This is a genomic window from Bacillus cereus group sp. MYBK101-2, assembly GCF_051918845.1.
GTDB classification, from domain to species: Bacteria; Bacillota; Bacilli; order Bacillales; family Bacillaceae_G; genus Bacillus_A; species Bacillus_A paranthracis.
On sequence record NZ_JBQAIE010000005.1, the window covers coordinates 258,217 to 275,271 of the forward strand.

Here is a 17,055-nt window from a genome sequence, read left to right on the forward strand (position 1 = left end):
TCATGTTACTATTTTTCATTTGACAATTATGTAACTATTTACACGCATTAAAAATATATAGGATGGAAAAACCTTTAAAATCATATAACCCACTAACTACAAGTGTATATATTACATAACATATACATATAAAAACATAGGTTATTAAATCATATTTTTATTCCATACGTAGAGCGATATTACCGAACTGTTCTCCCTGCTCCATACGTCTTAACGCTTGAATCGCTTCTTCCAACGAATAAACTTTATCCATAATTGGTTTGATCTTATATTTCTCTATAAACTTAATCATTTCATTAAATTCTTCACTGCTACCCATAGATGTCCCCATAATATCGATTTGATTATAAAATAACGCTCGTAAAGGTAATTCAATTTTATCTCCGGAGCTTGCACCAAAATTAACAATTCTCCCATTTGGTTTTAATACATCAAAGTATTTTAAGAATGTTGCTGGACCTATACTATCGATTATTAGATCTACTTTTCTTTCGCATAAACTCTCTTCCCAATTTCCGGAACTATTAAAAGAAAAATCTACGCCATATGTTTCGGCAAACTTTCTTTTGTTCTCTATCCTTGAAGTAACACTTACTTTTGCGCCAATTGCTTTCGCAAATAACATGGCAAATGTCGCTACACCGCCGCCTATCCCCGGAATTAAAACATGTTCTCCACACTTCAATCTACCCTTTGTAAAAAGCGCTCTATATGCAGTCAGTGCCGATAAAGCCAAAACGCCAGACTCTTCCCAAGTAAGATATGACGGTTTTCCTACTACATTTTCAGCGGGCACTATTACATATTCAGCAAACGTTCCATCTTTTGGTCCCCCTAACACCTCTGGTAATTCTGGTACTTCGGCAATATTCTCCCATCCAATACTAGGATTAATAATAACCTCGGCTTGTAATAAATCAGCTGAAACACCTTCTCCTATTTCTGTAACAATACCTGCACCATCTGACCCTATTACTAACGGTAGATCCATTTCTTTTCTATTGTTTATAATAAATAAATCCCTATGATTTAATCCTGCTGCTTTTAACTTTACTTTTACTTCCCCGGCATTAGGATTTGTTTCAGATAAAAATTTATATTCTAACCCCTCTACCCCTTTTTTATATTGATGTACAATTGCTTTCATTGCTTCATTCCCCCTTAATATTTTCAATGTACTAGAAATATCGAAATAAATAAACTAATCTGTCTCCAATAATTAGATGTATATCGTTATGACAAAAGAAAAAATCCCTCCCTATAAATAACGTAGGAAGGGATTTTTTAAATTTTTTCAGATAAAAATCTGTAATGTTAATTCTTTTGAGTTTTAGCTAATTCTAATATCTTTTGAATAAATGGTGCTTTTGCATTTGTATAAGAAACACGATCAAAAGGATATGTAGCTGCAAGTCTCTCTTTTAGTTCTCTATATTCTTTACGTGCCCATTCATGCTTTATTAGAAAGTCTCGAAATAAAAGATTGTTTTTCCATTCGTCACTATTATAAATATAAACATGTAAATGATGAGTACCCGCTCTCCATTTTCCCTTTCTAAAAAAACGCCAATTAGGTGTTTCTTTTGGAACATACTCATATCCAATTTTTAATAAATCTTCAATCCACTTTTTGATAATTTGCAAATCTGTTACGCCAATCATCATATCAATTAAAGGTTTCGCTCCTAACCCTTGTACAGATGTGCTCCCTATATGTTCAATAGCAATACAATCTTCCCCGAATAAAGAAATAAATTTCTCTTTTTCTATTAAATACTCTTCGTGCCACTCTTTTTCATATGGTTTAATAACGATTTGTTGTTCCATTTTATCCACCTTTTTATAATTATTTATTATTATATTTATATAAATTTCATGTGATTCACATAGGATTTTTACAAAATGTGTCGAATACTGAAATATATAACTTAATTATAATAAATGCGAGGTATAATATGAAAGATATTCCAGTTGAAATTCAGTTGAATCAAGTTACATTCCAGTTAAAAGAACATCATAATTTTGATTGGCTATTGAAATTAGGAACCGTATTTGCGGTTTTTGACCAACAAGATTCAGGTAATATAAGCTTTGGTGTAGAAAAAAATGGGCATAAGAAATTCATTAAATACGCAGGAGCACAAACAATTGCATACGAAGGAACAATAAACGACGCTATTGAACGTTTGAAAAATTCAGTTTTCCTATACGAGGAATTAAAACACAACTCGCTTATAAAACTAATTGAACACTTTCCAGTTCAATCTGGATATGTATTAATTTTCGATTGGTTTGATGGTGAATGTCTTCATTCGCACTGGAGTTTCCCGCCTCCTGAAAAATATAAAAATCCAAACTCTCCATTTTATAAATTTAAACATTTACCTGTTAGAAAACGAGTTCAATCCTTAAATTCCATTTTTTCTTTCCATACATATGTCGAAAAGAAAAACTATGTAGCGATAGATTTTTATGATGGTAGTATTATGTATAATTTTAATACAAATGAAACAAAAATTTGTGATATTGATTTATATTCTAAAAAACCATACGTAAATAAAATGGGAAGATTATGGGGTTCCTCACGTTTTATGTCTCCTGAAGAATTCGAGCTAAACGCTATAATTGATTCGAGAACAAATGTATTTAATATGGGGGCAATGGCTTTCGCGATTTTAGGTGGTGGAAAAGATCGCTCCTTTACAAAATGGGAAGCAAGTAGGGATTTATATGAAATAGCGTATCGCGCTGTAAATGAAAACCGAACCGAACGATATGCATCAGTTGAAGAATTTTATGAAGAGTGGGTAAACGTGTAAAATACTAAAAAGATATAAATCTATATTATTCAAACAAATATATAGTTTATACTATTATCATGATAATATATATGAAAAGGAAATTAAAAATAACGAGGCAAATATTATGAACTTTGTGTATATCAATCAACACGTGTTAAATAATCTTTTATACATTTTAAGTAGTATATTTATTTTTTATTTTATATATGATAGCGGGCGCTATGTGAAGAAATATAAAAAACTACTTATTATACTTTGTACAAGTATCCCTCTTATTTTATGTATGCGCTATCCTATCTATATGGATGAAAATTGTATTCATGATTTAAGACAAATACCGGTTATAGTAGGTACGCTTTATGGTGGCTTCCCTGTCGGTATAACATTGTTTGCTATTTTATTAATTACAAGATTTTCATTTTATGGATTTAGTATGTTAACAATAGTAGTGTATGGAACAATGTTTATCATTACAGCATTCGCATCCGCAAAATTTAATACGTATAATAGAAAAATTAAAGTAGCTTATGCAATGTTTTTAACATTTTTCTTAGCAATATTTACAACTGTAATTGTATTAACTTTATCAGATTTTGAAGTGAATAATTTGTACATCATTTATTTCATAATATTACCAACCGTTTTAATGTTGTTTGTAGTTTATTTTAATGAAGTTTTAAAAGATGCAGTATGCATGCGATCGAAGTTAATTAAAATGGAAAAAATGGAGATTGTTAGCCAACTCGCTGCTAGTATATCGCACGAAGTAAGAAATCCCTTAACTGTTGTAAAAGGATTTACACAACTTTTAAAAACACCAAATTTAACTCCAGAATCAAGAGACGAGTATATTAAGCATATACTGGAAGAATTACATCACGCCCAAGGAATTATTGATGATTATTTAACGTTTGCCAAACCTGCTTCAGAAAAATTAGATGAGATTTCAGTAGAACAAGAATTAAATCGAGTTATTAATATGATCTTACCTTTATGTAATATGAATACGATCCATATTACAAAAGATTTCTCTACGGCAACAATAGTTGGTAATAAACAGCACTTTCAGCAATGTTTTTTAAACTTATTAAAAAATGGTATTGAAGCAATGCCTAATGGCGGTACTTTAAATATCTCCTCTTCTATTAGTAATAATAAAGTTATCATACGAATTGAAGATAGCGGAATTGGTATGTCACAAGAGCAAATAAATCGATTTGGCGAACCGTATTTTAGTACAAAAACGAAAGGTACAGGTTTAGGTACAATGGTTGCTGTTAAGATCATTGAAACGATGCAAGGTAATTTGAAAATCCGAAGCGTTATAAATAAAGGTACTACTTTGACAATTACATTTCCGAAATGTAATACAAACGCATCTAACAATAAATAAAAAAGGAGCAATTATGCTCCTTTTTTATTTGTTTCGATACATAAGTATCTTCTATGTTTTTTAGTTTTACATTTGTGGAGACTAATTAAAAATTAGTAACCTCCGCCCCAGCAGCTGCATCCAACGATAATTAATAAAATAAATAACACAACTAATAAAGCGAAACCTCCACCAAAACCACAAGAACCACCGTAACTCATATTTTCTCCTCCTTTTGGTTTGAAAACTAATAGGTAGTTGATCATTTTAACTGGTTCGTATTATACATTATGTAAATATCCTTTTTTTGAGCATGTCTATATAAAAATAAGTAAAAGCACTCATTTGAGAGTGCTTTAAAATGGATACCAAAAATTTTGAAATACATGTAACTTTACATATACTGCCGCAATTAAAATAAAAACACCTACAAATAAAGCAATGAAATCCTGGCTTTTCGCTTTATTTGTATAGAACCACGTACGTGTATCCTTCTTTCCAAACCCTCTTAAATCCATTGCGTTTGAAACTGTATCGATTCTCTCTAAAGAATGAATAATTAAAGGCCAGAAAATTAAGACACGGTTTTGCATGCGAATCCATAAACTTGCTTCTCCTTTTTCAAAAGCTACTCCTCTCGCCTCTTGGGCATGTTTAATAACTTTATATTCGGACTGAATATCAGGTATATAACGTAATGCAATATTTATCGCATAAGTAATTTTATAATGAATTCGAAATTTACTTATGCTACTCACAAATTTGCTTGGATCAGTCGTATAAATAAAAATAAGTGTAAATGGTAATAACGTAAAATACTTTAACGAAAGTGTAGCTGCATAAAATAATGTTTCGTATGTAATTGTTGCATATCCAATATACATAAATGAAGTATACGATCCAATTAATTCAGATCCATGGGTTGGTGTAATAAATAAGATCATGACAGAATTTAATAAACTAAATGTAAATATAACAGTAAAAACAATAAAAATTTTACGAAATGGAATTTTAGCAACTACAAGTCCGATACACCCAATGAACAATAAAAATAACAATACGCGAAAATCAAAAAATAAAAAAGTAAGTGTCATACAAAAAATAAATAACAACAATTTCACTGCTCCGTCCATGCGATGAAAATATGTACTATACACCTTCCTCCCTCCTAATAACATCAAAATAAAGTTCCATAAATCTTTCAGGATTTGCAATACCACTAAATTTAACGAGTTTAAATAAAGAACTCTCCTTTAAGTTCGCTCTTTTTAATGTTTCTGGATGCCCTAATACAGTAGACGCGGTATGATTCGCAATAATTTCCCCTTCATGTAGAACTATTGCTCTGTCCGCATATTCTAATGCGAGATTCATATCGTGTGTGATGAAAATAAAAGACATTCCCTTTGCAGCTAGTTTTCTAATAAACGTCATAAATTGTTTATAATGATAATGATCTTGTCCGGCTGTCGGCTCATCTAAAATAATAAGTTTTGGATTTGTTGTTAGTACAGATGCAATCGTTAATCTCTTTTTTTGCCCATAACTTAATGCCTGAATTGGCCAATTTCGAAATGGAAACAAGCCACAAATTTTTAATGTTTCCTCTGCTCTAAGCTTAATTTCTTCCTTCGAAAATTTTTTTAATTTTAATGAAAATGAAATCTCTTCCATTACAGTAGCTTGTGTAATCATATGATTTGGATTTTGCATCACATAAGATATAACTTCACCGCGTTTACGAATAGACCAAGAATTGATATTTACTCCATCAATTAAAATCCTATCATTTTTTGTTTTATTTATCCCTATAAGACTATGAGCTAATGTTGATTTTCCAGCTCCATTATGGCCTAGAAGTGCTACTATTTCCCCTTTATATAGAGAGAAATTTATATTGTCTAATACTTTTTGTTTATTAGGATATGAGAATGACAAATCCTCTACTTTCAATAATTCTTTTTTTGTAGGAGTATCTTTACAAAAAGTTTGCTTCTCCATCCACTCATTTATTACTCCACTAACATTTTCCCTTTGAAGATTTTCAAGTGGGTATATTACGTCATTATTACTATCAAATTGCAATCTCTTTAATCCTTCTATGTACATAGGTTCTCTTAATCCGATTGAGGGTAATATATTTGACGCTAAAATCTCATCTGGTGTCCCTATCGCAACAATTTCCCCTTCATCAATTAAAATGATCTTATCTAAATCCAGATTTAACATTTCTTCTATTCGATGTTCAATAATTACAATTGTTTTATTATATTGCTTATGTATATTTTTAATAAGTTCAATTGTATGTAAGCTGCTAGCTGGATCTAAATTTGCTAACGGTTCATCGAACAATAATATAGGAGCATTTGTTGTTAACAAACCCGCTAAAGAAACAGTTTGTTTTTGCCCTCCTGATAATTCATGAGGACTTTGTTTATGAAAAGTATGCATCCCTACCTTTTTTAATGACTCCGAGACAATCTTTTTCATTTCATCCTGATTTACACATTCATTTTCTAAATAAAAAGCTACATCTTCTTCTACTGTAAGACCAATAAATTGTGCATCTTGATCTTGCAAAATTGTTCCAACCTGTTTACTCTGTTCAAAAATACTCCCTTTCCTCGGGTCTTTTCCGTCAATCAAAATAGTACCAGTACTAGTCCCTTCATAAGAAAACGGGATTAGCCCATTGATACAATGAGCTAACGTTGATTTTCCTGAACCACTTCGTCCAGCAATTAGCACTTTTTCTCCGGGATATATATGAAATGTAACGTTTTTAACAGTAGGCTGCGCCGCATGCTTATATTGAAAGCTGAATTGTTCAAAAGAAATAATTGGTTGCATGTTAACATCCCTACTTTTCAATTTTTAATTGTGTATGTTTCTTATTCGATTTAGCTAGGCCTATTGTAATTGGCAATCCAAGAACTAAAAATACGATAACATCAGCAATTGTTGCACCTAATACTTGTATTACAATTTTGTCAAACGGTTCTCCCATGACAATAATATCGAATGCACCCGCAAATATAATAGCAATGACGATACCAATTAACCCAGTAATAGCTAAATAAGAAATATCGCCTTTATTATACGTCCCGTTTTTCACACTAAATCCAACTCTTTTTTGAATGAGTCCCATTGCAAAACCGATAATGCCTGAACTAATAACCCATCCCCACCAAATACCCCATCCAGCGATTGTATCTGTTACGGTATGACCGATAAGCCCTATTAACAGTCCTGCCACTGGACCAAATAACGCTCCAAAAATGGTTAAAATAGCTAACGCAGGTTTAATAAATGTATTTGGTGCAATAGAAAATCCCCAAAGTCCTAATATGCCGTATAATGCTGCTCCAATTCCGATTGCCACTACTAATTTTGTTGATAATTTGTTCATTACAATTCTCCTCTCATATGAGTCAACTTTTATTACTCTATATTTATTTTGAAAATGAATTATGCATCGACACTCCCTTTCTATACAACAAAAAATGACCTCTTACATAAGAGGTCATTTTCTTTCACGTTCAAGAATCCTCTTATCTTTCAAAAAACACATCGTGTCCTCTGCGGAATTAGCACCTTCCTATACATTTACATAGGGGTTGCTGAGGTTTCATAGGGCCGTTCCCTCCACCTCTCTGGATAAGTATTAATTTGTAATTCGTATTATGGCATTAAGAAGTATAAATTTCAATACTTTTCTAATTATTTTTATTTTTTTGTTTAATAGTACATTTAAATCATTGTATTCTTATAGGAATTATGGAATAATAAATTCAAAATAGTTACGGGAGGAATATACGATGAAAGTAATTGGTTTAATTGGTGGACTAAGTTGGGAATCTACATCATTATACTATAAACATATTAATACACTTACACTCTCTCAATACGATCAAAATGCAAAGCTTGTTTTATATAGCATGGACTTTGGTGAAGTAACTACTTTATTACAAAATCATCAATATGAAGAAGTGAAAAACGAATTAGTTACTGTTGCAAAGAAGGTTGAAAAATCCGGAGCTGAATGTTTATTAATGTGTTCCAATACGGTCCATTTATTTGCTGAAGAAGTAGAAAGTGCAATATCCATTCCACTTCTTCACATCGGTGATGTAAGTGCTAAAGAAATGGTAGAACAGAATATAAAGCGTATCGGATTATTGGGTACGAAACAAACGATGGAACAAGACTTCTATAAATCACGTCTAGCACACTATAACATTGAGACAATCATTCCAAATGAAGAGGAAAGAAATTTTATCCATCATGTTATTTTAAATGAATTAAGTAAAGGAATTATTTCAGAAACATCCAAAGAAAAACTATTACAAATTACAAAATCATTAATTCAAAATGGCGCAGAAGGTATACTGCTAGGTTGCACCGAAATACCGTTGCTCATTTCCCAAAACGACCTTACTGTTCCTGTTTTTGATACCGCTTTTTTACATGCAAATACTGCTGTGCAGTTTGCGGGATAATCATATAAAAGCATAAAGGTGCCGCCTCTATGCTTTTATATTACCCACACTATTTATTTAAAAGAGATGTAATCACTGTGATTGCTTCATTTGAACCACCACAATCTAAAAAACTATCTTTCAGTTTTCGTATTCCATGCTTATACTTTTCATTTGAAAGAACATCGGTTACCGCTTCTTTTAACGTTTGCACATTAACATTCTCTTTCAATAACCGATGCGCTGCTTCAAGCTCAGTTAATCTTTGTGCTATCATTGGCTGGTCTTTATCGTGTGGAATGATGACAAATGGGACATTAAAATAAATAGCGTCGTGTACACTGTTCATGCCGCCATGTGTAATAAAAACATCTGCTTCATTTAATATTTCTGATTGAGGTACGTATGAAGTAATTATAAAATTGTTTGGCGCTTCCTTAATTTTAGAACGATCATTTCTATCACCAATTGCCATTACAACTATTCCATCAAAATCTGAGAAAGTATCAATGCACATATTAAAGAATGGTTCAAGTCCTTCAAGCAGTGTTCCCATTGAAATATAAATAACTTTCTTACCTTTAAGCAATTCAAGTGGAAACTCTACATTTGTTTTACGCTTTGAAATACTTGGTCCAATAAAAATGTTATTTTCTCCAAACAAATCGCTATTAGGTTGAAAATAGCGACTTGTGTACACAAGAGTAATATCTCCCTTGTTATGCATAAATTGAAGATTGTTTTTAGGCTTTACTCCAAATTCATGTTCCATTTGATATAGTAACTGTTCAGAAATTTCATCAGGTTGGAATGGTATTTCTGCATTAGGATGAAAAGGTAAAGTCTCCAAAAATTCAGTAGGAATTAAAAATATAGGAGAAGAAACTATGCCTGGAATTTGTAAATACTCCTTTACTAACTCCCCAGCACCAAATATATCATACATTACGAAATCAAAATGTATGCTGTCACATAATTGTTTCGTAATTTCTAATATATATAAAGAAGTTTGAACATGTACATGAAAGAAAGAGTTCAGTCCATATGAAGTTTCAGTATCAATAGAAATATCCTTTAATAAATCTGGATGGGTATATACAGTAGCTCCCAAATCTTCAATTCTGCCTTTAAAGTGTTCTGTTGTAATATAGTGTACGTGATCCCCCCGTTCAGTAAAGGCTTTGACTAAACTTAATGTAGGATTTACATGTCCCTCTGCTGGAAAATTAATCATTAAAATATTTAGCACTTCTTTCTCACTCCTTACATTTCAACGCTCTTAATAATCATACTGTAATGATTACCGCCAATCTTCCCCTAATAGTCCTAATATACTTGCTACTTTAGATTGATAAATAATTATCAGTTATTTAATTAAAAAAGCATCTACATAAGTAGATGCCAAACCGTGATAAGGAGTGTTCTGTGAGGTTAGAATAAGCTTTTCAGCTTGTCCTATGCTATCAATATATGATTTATTTTATAAAACGTGAACAATTGATAGAATGATTTTACCTTTCTATCACCCATTTTGAATCTATCCCTAAATTAAATGACTCTAGTTTCTATATTATTTCATATGTTTTAACCTTCTTGAGAGCTATCTATTTGTAAATTTTCTCCAGTCAATCTCTTGTTTTTCAATTCAAAATAAGCATCTAAAACTTCTTTTCCAATATCAGAGTTAATACCAGATTTATCATTCATAACCCACGGCACAACTACAGAGAATGCTACTTCTGGATTATCATATGGCGCATACCCTGCTAACGTTAAATTATAACATTTTCTTCTTTCACCCTTTTCATTTCTTCCGATATCACTTTCTCCACCGTAAACTGTCTGTGCTGTCCCTGTTTTACCTGCTGGTTTATAAGAGGCTTTTTGGAACGCCCTTACTCCTGTTCCATCACCTTCTTGGAATACCCTTCTAAATCCTTCTTTTACTTGATTTATATATTCCTCTTTCATATCTATTTTATTTAGAACGATTGGCTCTACTGCATGTACCACTTTACCAATCTCATCTTTTTGCGACGTTTGCTCTCTTACCTCTTGAACAATTTGTGGCTTCATTCGATATCCACCGTTTGAGATTGTTGAAATATACTGTACGAGCTGGAGTGGTGTATATGTGTCATACTGGCCAATTGAGTAGTCTAATAAAAACCCAGGTTGATTATCTTTTTTACCAATTTGTCCAGCTGTTTCATTCGGTAAATCGATACCCGTTGGAACACCTAATCCGAATTGTCTGAAATAGTATCTCATTTTATTAAAGTATTCCTGTTTAATATTTAATGAACTATTTTTCACATAATCCACACCTGCAATTTTTAATGCTGTATGAAACATATAAACGTTTGAAGAGACTTGTAACGCTCTTAAATCATCAATGTTTCCAAACTCTTTCCAAGATTTCTTCTCCCTAGTACCTTTAAACTTCATAGGTGCATCATAAAAATAAGTACCTGGTGTTATAGCTTTCGTTTCAAATCCAGTTAAAACGGTGGCACCTTTAACTGTTGATCCCAGCTCATATGAACTAGTCATTGTACCTAATGCATAGTCTTCAATTTCTGTTTTCCCGTCTTTTTCTACAAGTCTTTTCCCAGCCATTGATAATACTTGTCCGTTTTTCGGATTCATCATTACAACGAAAGCACGGTCCAACATGGATTCTGATCCTTTATATGCTTTTAATATTTTTTCTATACTTTCTTCTACTTTTTTCTGTAATTCCATATCTATTGTTAAAGTTAAGTTCTTACCGCTCTTTCCCTCCGAAATTGTTTCCGTTCTAATTGTAGTACCTTGTTTATCTGCAACGCTTCTTACTTCTTTTTTTGTACCATGAAGTACATCTTCATATTGCTGCTCGATATAACTTTTTCCAACCCTATCATTTCGGCTATAATCACGTACTAAGTAATAATCTAATCGTTCACTTGGTAATCCTTCATCAGAATTAGAAACATTTCCAAGAACGGATCGGAATAATCCATCATTCACATACACTCTCTCCCAATCAACCGACACGTCTACACCTGGGAGATTTGCTAAACCTTCACTAATTATAGTAAATTCCTTTTCACTAACGTCTTTTTTAATAATTTGTGGAGCCATTTGATAACCAGAAGTCATTTTACTTTTAATAGCTAGCACTTTTATATCTTTATCTGTTAAATCCTGAAGATTTTTATCTGTAACTCGTTTTCTTTTTAACTCTTCAATTTTTTTATCTAAATTTTTTCCGGTAATATCTTTATCTCTGAACTTATTTATTTCTTTTTTAGATACTAATTTTTCAGTTAGTTTCGGATTTAATTGCATCCAAAAATCTTTCTTATCCGTCTCAGTTAGCTTGTCTATATCTTCTTGTGGTATTTCAATTATGTCTGCAAGTTGTCTTGCTGTTTTTAATATTTCTTCTGATTTTACACCTTTCATCTTTGTATATGTAATTGTACGTAAAGACTTATTATCAACTACTGGATTCCCTTCTCGGTCAAATATTTTTCCCCGCGGCACAGAAAGGCTTACGGTTGCATTTTCTCTCTTCTCCACTTCATTTTTATACGTCTCACCATCGATAATTTGTACTTTACCTAATTGTATAATCATGGCAGAAAACAATATAAATACACATAAGAATAAAATGTTTAACCGCATCGGTACTGCTCTACCGCTTTTTTTCTCTTGTTTTTTCACCTTGTCATAATCTCCTCCTTACTGTATTTCTATTAATAATTGAATCTATATATTAAAAGTAATGCACATTTTCTATACATTACTTTGCACAAATACTAATATATTGATAAAAACTTAATAGAAATTAAAGCAAATCTAAAGAAAAGGTAAAGTTTTCTAAATTAAATACAAAAATACCCAATAACCAAAAGCTTAGCTTTTGGTTATTGGGTATTTAATAATTTAAGAGTTAATAATTGGACGTATCGATTCAAATCTATCATCATAATTTGATAAAGGCTTTTTACTCTGAAATTTTGGCAAATAAATCGTTACTGTTGTTCCGACGCCAACCTCACTCATAATACTTATATTCCCTTGATGACTTTCAATAATTTTATAACTTAACATCAATCCAATACCGGTACCTTTTTCTTTCGTACTATAAAAAGGTTCACCTAATCTTTTAATTCGTTCTTCAGGTATTCCTATTCCTTTATCAATTACACTAATAATGATACCATCTTTGCCTATTTCTTTTATGTGAATTGAAATTCTCCCACCATCTGGCATAGCTTCGATTGAATTTTGCAAAATGTTAATAAATACTTGTTTCAGTTGATTTTCTGAGCATTCAATGATTATATCTTTAGAATCTGTATATAATTCAACTTGAATATTTGTCATAATTGCTTTTGTATTTATTAACGAAACGACATTTTTAAATATTTGATAAAGATTTTTCTTTTCCGTGCTTAGTTCATCTGTTTTAGCAATCGACAAAAATTCTTGAAGAATCGCTTCTATTCTTTCAATTTCAGAAAGCATTAGATCAAAATATTTTTCTTGATCTTCTTTATTAATTTGAAATAGCTGTATAAAGCCTTTAATGACTGTTAATGGATTCCTAACTTCATGAGCAACACCAGCTGCTAATTGACCAATTGCTGCAAGTGTATCTGATTTATTTAGCAATTCTTCTGTCTTTTTCCGCTCTGTAATATCACGTACAATAATCATAATTTTATCATGCAATAACGGTAAACATCTAGCTTCGAAGAAATCGATACTTTCATTAATTGTAAGTGGATATTCCACAATTACATTTGTCCCTTTTTCTTTCACTTGACAAATTGCTTCTTGAAATTTTTTTGCTACTGTAGATGGTAATACTTCGTAAAACTTTTTTCCCATAAAAGTTTCTGCGGGTACGTAAAATTTTGTAGGGGATCCTGCTTTATAATCAATAATTGTTCCATCATCTTCCGTTAAGAAACATAAATCTGGTAAAGCCTGAAAAATTACTTCTAATTCAGACGTTTGTTGTTTTAATTTCTCTTCTATTGCTTTTAAATGTGTAATATCCACACCAACAGCCCAATAACTAAATCCACTTACAGGAAACTGTTCTGATATATTGGACCACATTATCGTTTTAATTTCACCATTTTTACAAGTTAAACGCATTTCCCAGTCTCTAAAGTTCTTTCCACGAGTCAAAAATTTCTTTTGTATCTCGTGACGATAATCATGATCCGGATACAGTAATCGAAGTGCGTTTGGATTTCCAATTACCTCTTCCGCAGTATAGCCTGTCACAATTTCACATTCGCGATTCCACAAAACAAAATCTCCATTATAATCAAGTGCATCAACCATAACAGGCATGTTTTGTAAGATTGTATGTAGTTCCTCCTCTTTTCGAGTAAGTAACGTTGTATTTTTATTTTGAAATCCTTTCATTACTCCATCTATAATTAAATTTGAAAGCATTTCAAAGTATTTTTGGCAATTGAAAATTTCGCTTTTCTGAGACCATACAACAAAAGATCCTAAATATTGATTGTATAAAAAAATGGGGATTTCAATTTTGGGAAGTTTACATATTTTCTTTTCATTTATTCCAAATGAAAATATACATTCTTTTTCAGCATCAAGAAGTTGATGTGATATGTTGGTTAATTGATAAAATTGTTCTGCCATGGTTTCTATTGTACTCACATCAATAAGTTCCATTAGCCGCGCATTCATTCCTTTTTCACCTCAATATGTAAAATTCATACAAATTTAAAATTCATACTTCTCCATTATACGAAGAATGTGCCTGTAGGTATATAGCTGAAGAATAATTATTCAAACAAATTTTATTTTTCAATTAAAAACAAAAAATATATCCGTGCAAAATTGAAACTCTAATTAGTAAGTTTTTTCATCTCCGATTAATTATTAGCTGTGCCAATCATGATCTTTTATGTTGCACAAACTCTCCTTAGCTCCTTACATTTGTTAAGTTTTGTCATGAATTCATACGTATTAGTTGTATTATAAAAATGGATTAAATGTAAAGTTCATAAAATTTTCACAATTACTATGAAAAATATAAACATTTATTCCAATATATTCTATATAATAAAATGTAATAAGGCTTCTATGAATCTCATAGAATACCTTACCCCTAATAAAAAGAAAAAAAGAATCTATTTAGATTCTTTTTTTCTTTTTATATTACATTACATATTTATATAAAGCATGTGCAACACCATGTTCTTCATTAGTCAAAGTTTCATATTGACACATCGCTTTTATTTCTTCGACTGCGTTCCCCATTGCAATTGATAGGTTTGCTTTTTCCATCATGGATACATCGTTTAGCCCATCACCTATCGCTACAGTATTTTCAACTGGAATATTTAAATGTTCCGCTAAAGTATATAGTCCATTTCCTTTTTGAGCGTCTCGATGATTAATCTCTAAATTATGCCAATATGAAGATGTAATTGCTAAATCCGTATTATGCAGAAACGTTTCTTTTAACTTTTTTAATTTTTCCATGTCATAAGAAAATGGTAAAAGCTTATGAACATGTATATCTGTTTCTACAATTGGTTTACAACTTTCTGCACTAAGAAATGCTGTATGTTCAAGGTATAATGCTGCGATCGTTTCCAACTCTTTCAAATCGGTATTTTCATTTGAATTTTTCACATAATCGATTTCATTACGTACACTCTCTACTCCATATTCCGGTACGTACACACCTTTATTAGTATAAAGCTGATAATACAATCCATTTTCTTCAAGATAATTCACAATCTCGAGTGCCTGCATATTTTGAATTGGATATCTCTTCATCATTTTTTTATCATTATATATAAGCGCACCATTTTCGGCAATAATTGGACACTTCAAATTAACTTCTAACAACAATCGTTCAATATCGACGATAGAACGACCTGTACAAATTGCTACAACGTGGCCTGCTTCCTGACATTTTCGAATCGCTTCTGCATTCTCTTTACTAATCATTTTATTTCCCGAAAGAAGAGTTCCATCTAAATCAATTGCAATTAATTTCATTATTTCTTCACCACTTTCTATATATATACACGAATTTATATTAAACGAAAGGTATCGTTTTCATACTAATTTCGTGAAGTACTCCTTATTTATAATTTATGAAAAGCGTTTCAGGTCAAGAAATAATGAAAAATAAAATCAAAAGCTTTTCTTTTTAAAGAAAAGCTTTTGATTTTAATCTATGAACTATAACTAATATATTTCGTCTCACACATGTACACATTCTTTTCTTCAGTTGGGACATATATTTTAAACTTTTCTAAACGTTTTCCGTAAATATGAATTGTGACAACGCTTTCATTTTTAGCTATTTCAAGGATATGACAATCAGCTGGTGGAATGACTTTATCTGTTTCTCCTTCTCCCAAATAAAGATTTCCTGTATGAGTTAAATAAACAAGTGAATTTTCAAGCTGCTTAGTTTGTATATAGTTTTGCACCATTATTTTTCCTGTAAATACGCCTTCTACTCCCCATGTGCCATCATGATCATGCAAAGGAGTCGATTGTCCATCTTTCCATACAAGAGCTAATACTTCAAAACGATTTAAAGGATCTTCATAAAGCAAGTGTCGTGCATATTGAGCCGAATTCGCCTTCTGTTTTTCTAACGGAAGCCATGTTTTCTTTTCTAAAAGTTCTTCTAGTAATTTTTCAATCCCACAAACAATTTGATCTTCTAACAAATTACTATTTATTAAATCCGTTACAGCTTTAATAAATGTTTGGAACGTCTTACTTCCATTACACGTTAACATAAGCATCCTCCTCTACTCTTATTCACACACTTCCATACTAAATAACCAACTAAAATTTTACAATTGAGAAATAAAAAACAAGGTACAGTAAATTTGCACCTTGCTGAGCGATTTACCTAGTTTTCAAAAGAATAGGTAAGTAATTTAACGTTTGTTCATTTTCCAATAGACATTTTTCTAAATTGAACGATGGAGATAACTCTATTTTTTCAAAGGCATTTATGAAAGTTCTTAATGCAATCTCAGCTTCTAAACGTGCAAGTGGTGCCCTAAGCAAAAGTGAGCACCTTTACCAAATGTTAAATGCTTTTCATTTCCTATATTTTCTTTATGAGTTATTAGAAAAATAATTGTCTATACAAGTCTTTATTTTTTCAAAATCCTTTTCCATAAATAAGATTGCTGGTACTTCAATTATTGGAAGATTATTTTCATTATCAAAAGGTGGACACGGTTTGGGAACTACCAAATAGTCAACTGAGTTTTTATGGTTCCGTCAAGAAGTCTGTGTAATTTGATAAGGCCCAATACATTGGTTTATCCAGTATGAATTTATAATGATTTGGTATGTGAAAAGTGAAGCTAGCTTCACTTTTCAC

General features: G+C 31.4%; 14 protein-coding genes, 1 pseudogene and 1 riboswitch. Of the genes and pseudogenes, 3 read left to right on the forward strand and 12 right to left on the reverse strand.

Annotated elements, in window-relative coordinates; translation table 11 throughout:
• Positions 1-157: 157 nt before the first annotated feature.
• Both ACTFSI_RS13790 and ACTFSI_RS13795 read right to left on the reverse strand, forming a co-directional pair.
• Positions 158-1,147 carry a zinc-binding dehydrogenase gene (locus ACTFSI_RS13790; RefSeq protein ID WP_440045433.1) on the reverse strand — a complete coding sequence of 330 codons (990 nt, stop codon included), beginning with the start codon at positions 1,145-1,147 and terminating at the stop codon, positions 158-160.
• Positions 1,148-1,314: 167 nt separating this feature from the next.
• Positions 1,315-1,827 carry a GrpB family protein gene (locus ACTFSI_RS13795; RefSeq protein WP_000437687.1) on the reverse strand — a complete coding sequence of 171 codons (513 nt, stop codon included), beginning with the start codon at positions 1,825-1,827 and terminating at the stop codon, positions 1,315-1,317.
• A gap of 128 nt (positions 1,828-1,955) precedes the next feature.
• On the opposite strand from ACTFSI_RS13795, the gene ACTFSI_RS13800 reads away from it, so the two are divergent.
• Both ACTFSI_RS13800 and ACTFSI_RS13805 read left to right on the forward strand, forming a co-directional pair.
• Positions 1,956-2,819 (forward strand): serine/threonine protein kinase, encoded by an 864-nt coding sequence (locus ACTFSI_RS13800; protein WP_000651949.1) that lies wholly within the window; start codon positions 1,956-1,958, stop codon positions 2,817-2,819.
• Positions 2,820-2,925: 106 nt separating this feature from the next.
• Complete coding sequence (locus ACTFSI_RS13805; RefSeq protein ID WP_001012267.1) at positions 2,926-4,194, forward strand: sensor histidine kinase; 1,269 nt, start codon at positions 2,926-2,928, stop codon at positions 4,192-4,194.
• Positions 4,195-4,286: 92 nt separating this feature from the next.
• Here ACTFSI_RS13805 and ACTFSI_RS13810 read toward each other — a convergent pair whose 3' ends face one another.
• The 4 genes from ACTFSI_RS13810 to ACTFSI_RS13825 all read right to left on the reverse strand — a co-directional run bounded on the left by ACTFSI_RS13810 (position 4,287) and on the right by ACTFSI_RS13825 (position 7,582).
• A complete protein-coding gene (locus ACTFSI_RS13810) occupies positions 4,287-4,394 on the reverse strand; it encodes a YjcZ family sporulation protein (RefSeq protein WP_000120182.1) in 108 nt (35 codons plus the stop codon).
• 135 nt (positions 4,395-4,529) lie between these two features.
• Positions 4,530-5,330, reverse strand: coding sequence for an energy-coupling factor transporter transmembrane component T family protein (locus ACTFSI_RS13815; RefSeq protein ID WP_000287573.1), 801 nt, complete (start codon positions 5,328-5,330; stop codon positions 4,530-4,532).
• Positions 5,323-7,023, reverse strand: a complete 1,701-nt coding sequence (locus ACTFSI_RS13820) for an ABC transporter ATP-binding protein (RefSeq protein WP_139895396.1) — start codon at positions 7,021-7,023, stop codon at positions 5,323-5,325. The genes ACTFSI_RS13815 and ACTFSI_RS13820 overlap by 8 nt, the downstream gene beginning before the upstream one ends.
• 10 nt (positions 7,024-7,033) lie before the next feature.
• Complete coding sequence (locus ACTFSI_RS13825; protein WP_440045434.1) at positions 7,034-7,582, reverse strand: ECF-type riboflavin transporter substrate-binding protein; 549 nt, start codon at positions 7,580-7,582, stop codon at positions 7,034-7,036.
• 139 nt (positions 7,583-7,721) lie between these two features.
• Positions 7,722-7,837: riboswitch (SAM riboswitch) on the reverse strand.
• Positions 7,838-7,991: 154 nt separating this feature from the next.
• On the opposite strand from ACTFSI_RS13825, the gene ACTFSI_RS13830 reads away from it, so the two are divergent.
• Positions 7,992-8,672, forward strand: a complete 681-nt coding sequence (locus ACTFSI_RS13830; protein WP_440045435.1) for an aspartate/glutamate racemase family protein — start codon at positions 7,992-7,994, stop codon at positions 8,670-8,672.
• Between the two features lie 49 nt (positions 8,673-8,721).
• Here ACTFSI_RS13830 and ACTFSI_RS13835 read toward each other — a convergent pair whose 3' ends face one another.
• The 6 genes and pseudogenes from ACTFSI_RS13835 to ACTFSI_RS13860 all read right to left on the reverse strand — a co-directional run.
• Positions 8,722-9,900: a macrolide family glycosyltransferase gene (locus tag ACTFSI_RS13835; RefSeq protein WP_000932123.1), complete on the reverse strand. Its 1,179-nt coding sequence runs from the start codon at positions 9,898-9,900 to the stop codon at positions 8,722-8,724.
• A 335-nt stretch (positions 9,901-10,235) separates the two neighbouring features.
• Positions 10,236-12,362, reverse strand: a complete 2,127-nt coding sequence (locus tag ACTFSI_RS13840) for a peptidoglycan D,D-transpeptidase FtsI family protein (RefSeq protein WP_138321937.1) — start codon at positions 12,360-12,362, stop codon at positions 10,236-10,238.
• Between the two features lie 222 nt (positions 12,363-12,584).
• Complete coding sequence (locus tag ACTFSI_RS13845) at positions 12,585-14,372, reverse strand: ATP-binding protein (RefSeq protein WP_440045436.1); 1,788 nt, start codon at positions 14,370-14,372, stop codon at positions 12,585-12,587.
• A 474-nt stretch (positions 14,373-14,846) separates the two neighbouring features.
• Positions 14,847-15,698 (reverse strand): Cof-type HAD-IIB family hydrolase, encoded by an 852-nt coding sequence (locus ACTFSI_RS13850; RefSeq protein WP_440045437.1) that lies wholly within the window; start codon positions 15,696-15,698, stop codon positions 14,847-14,849.
• Positions 15,699-15,877: 179 nt separating this feature from the next.
• Positions 15,878-16,456, reverse strand: a complete 579-nt coding sequence (locus ACTFSI_RS13855) for a cysteine dioxygenase family protein (protein ID WP_000954450.1) — start codon at positions 16,454-16,456, stop codon at positions 15,878-15,880.
• Positions 16,457-16,568: 112 nt separating this feature from the next.
• Positions 16,569-16,777: pseudogene (locus ACTFSI_RS13860) on the reverse strand (cytochrome P450); the annotation flags it as partial.
• Between the last annotated feature and the right edge of the window lie 278 nt (positions 16,778-17,055).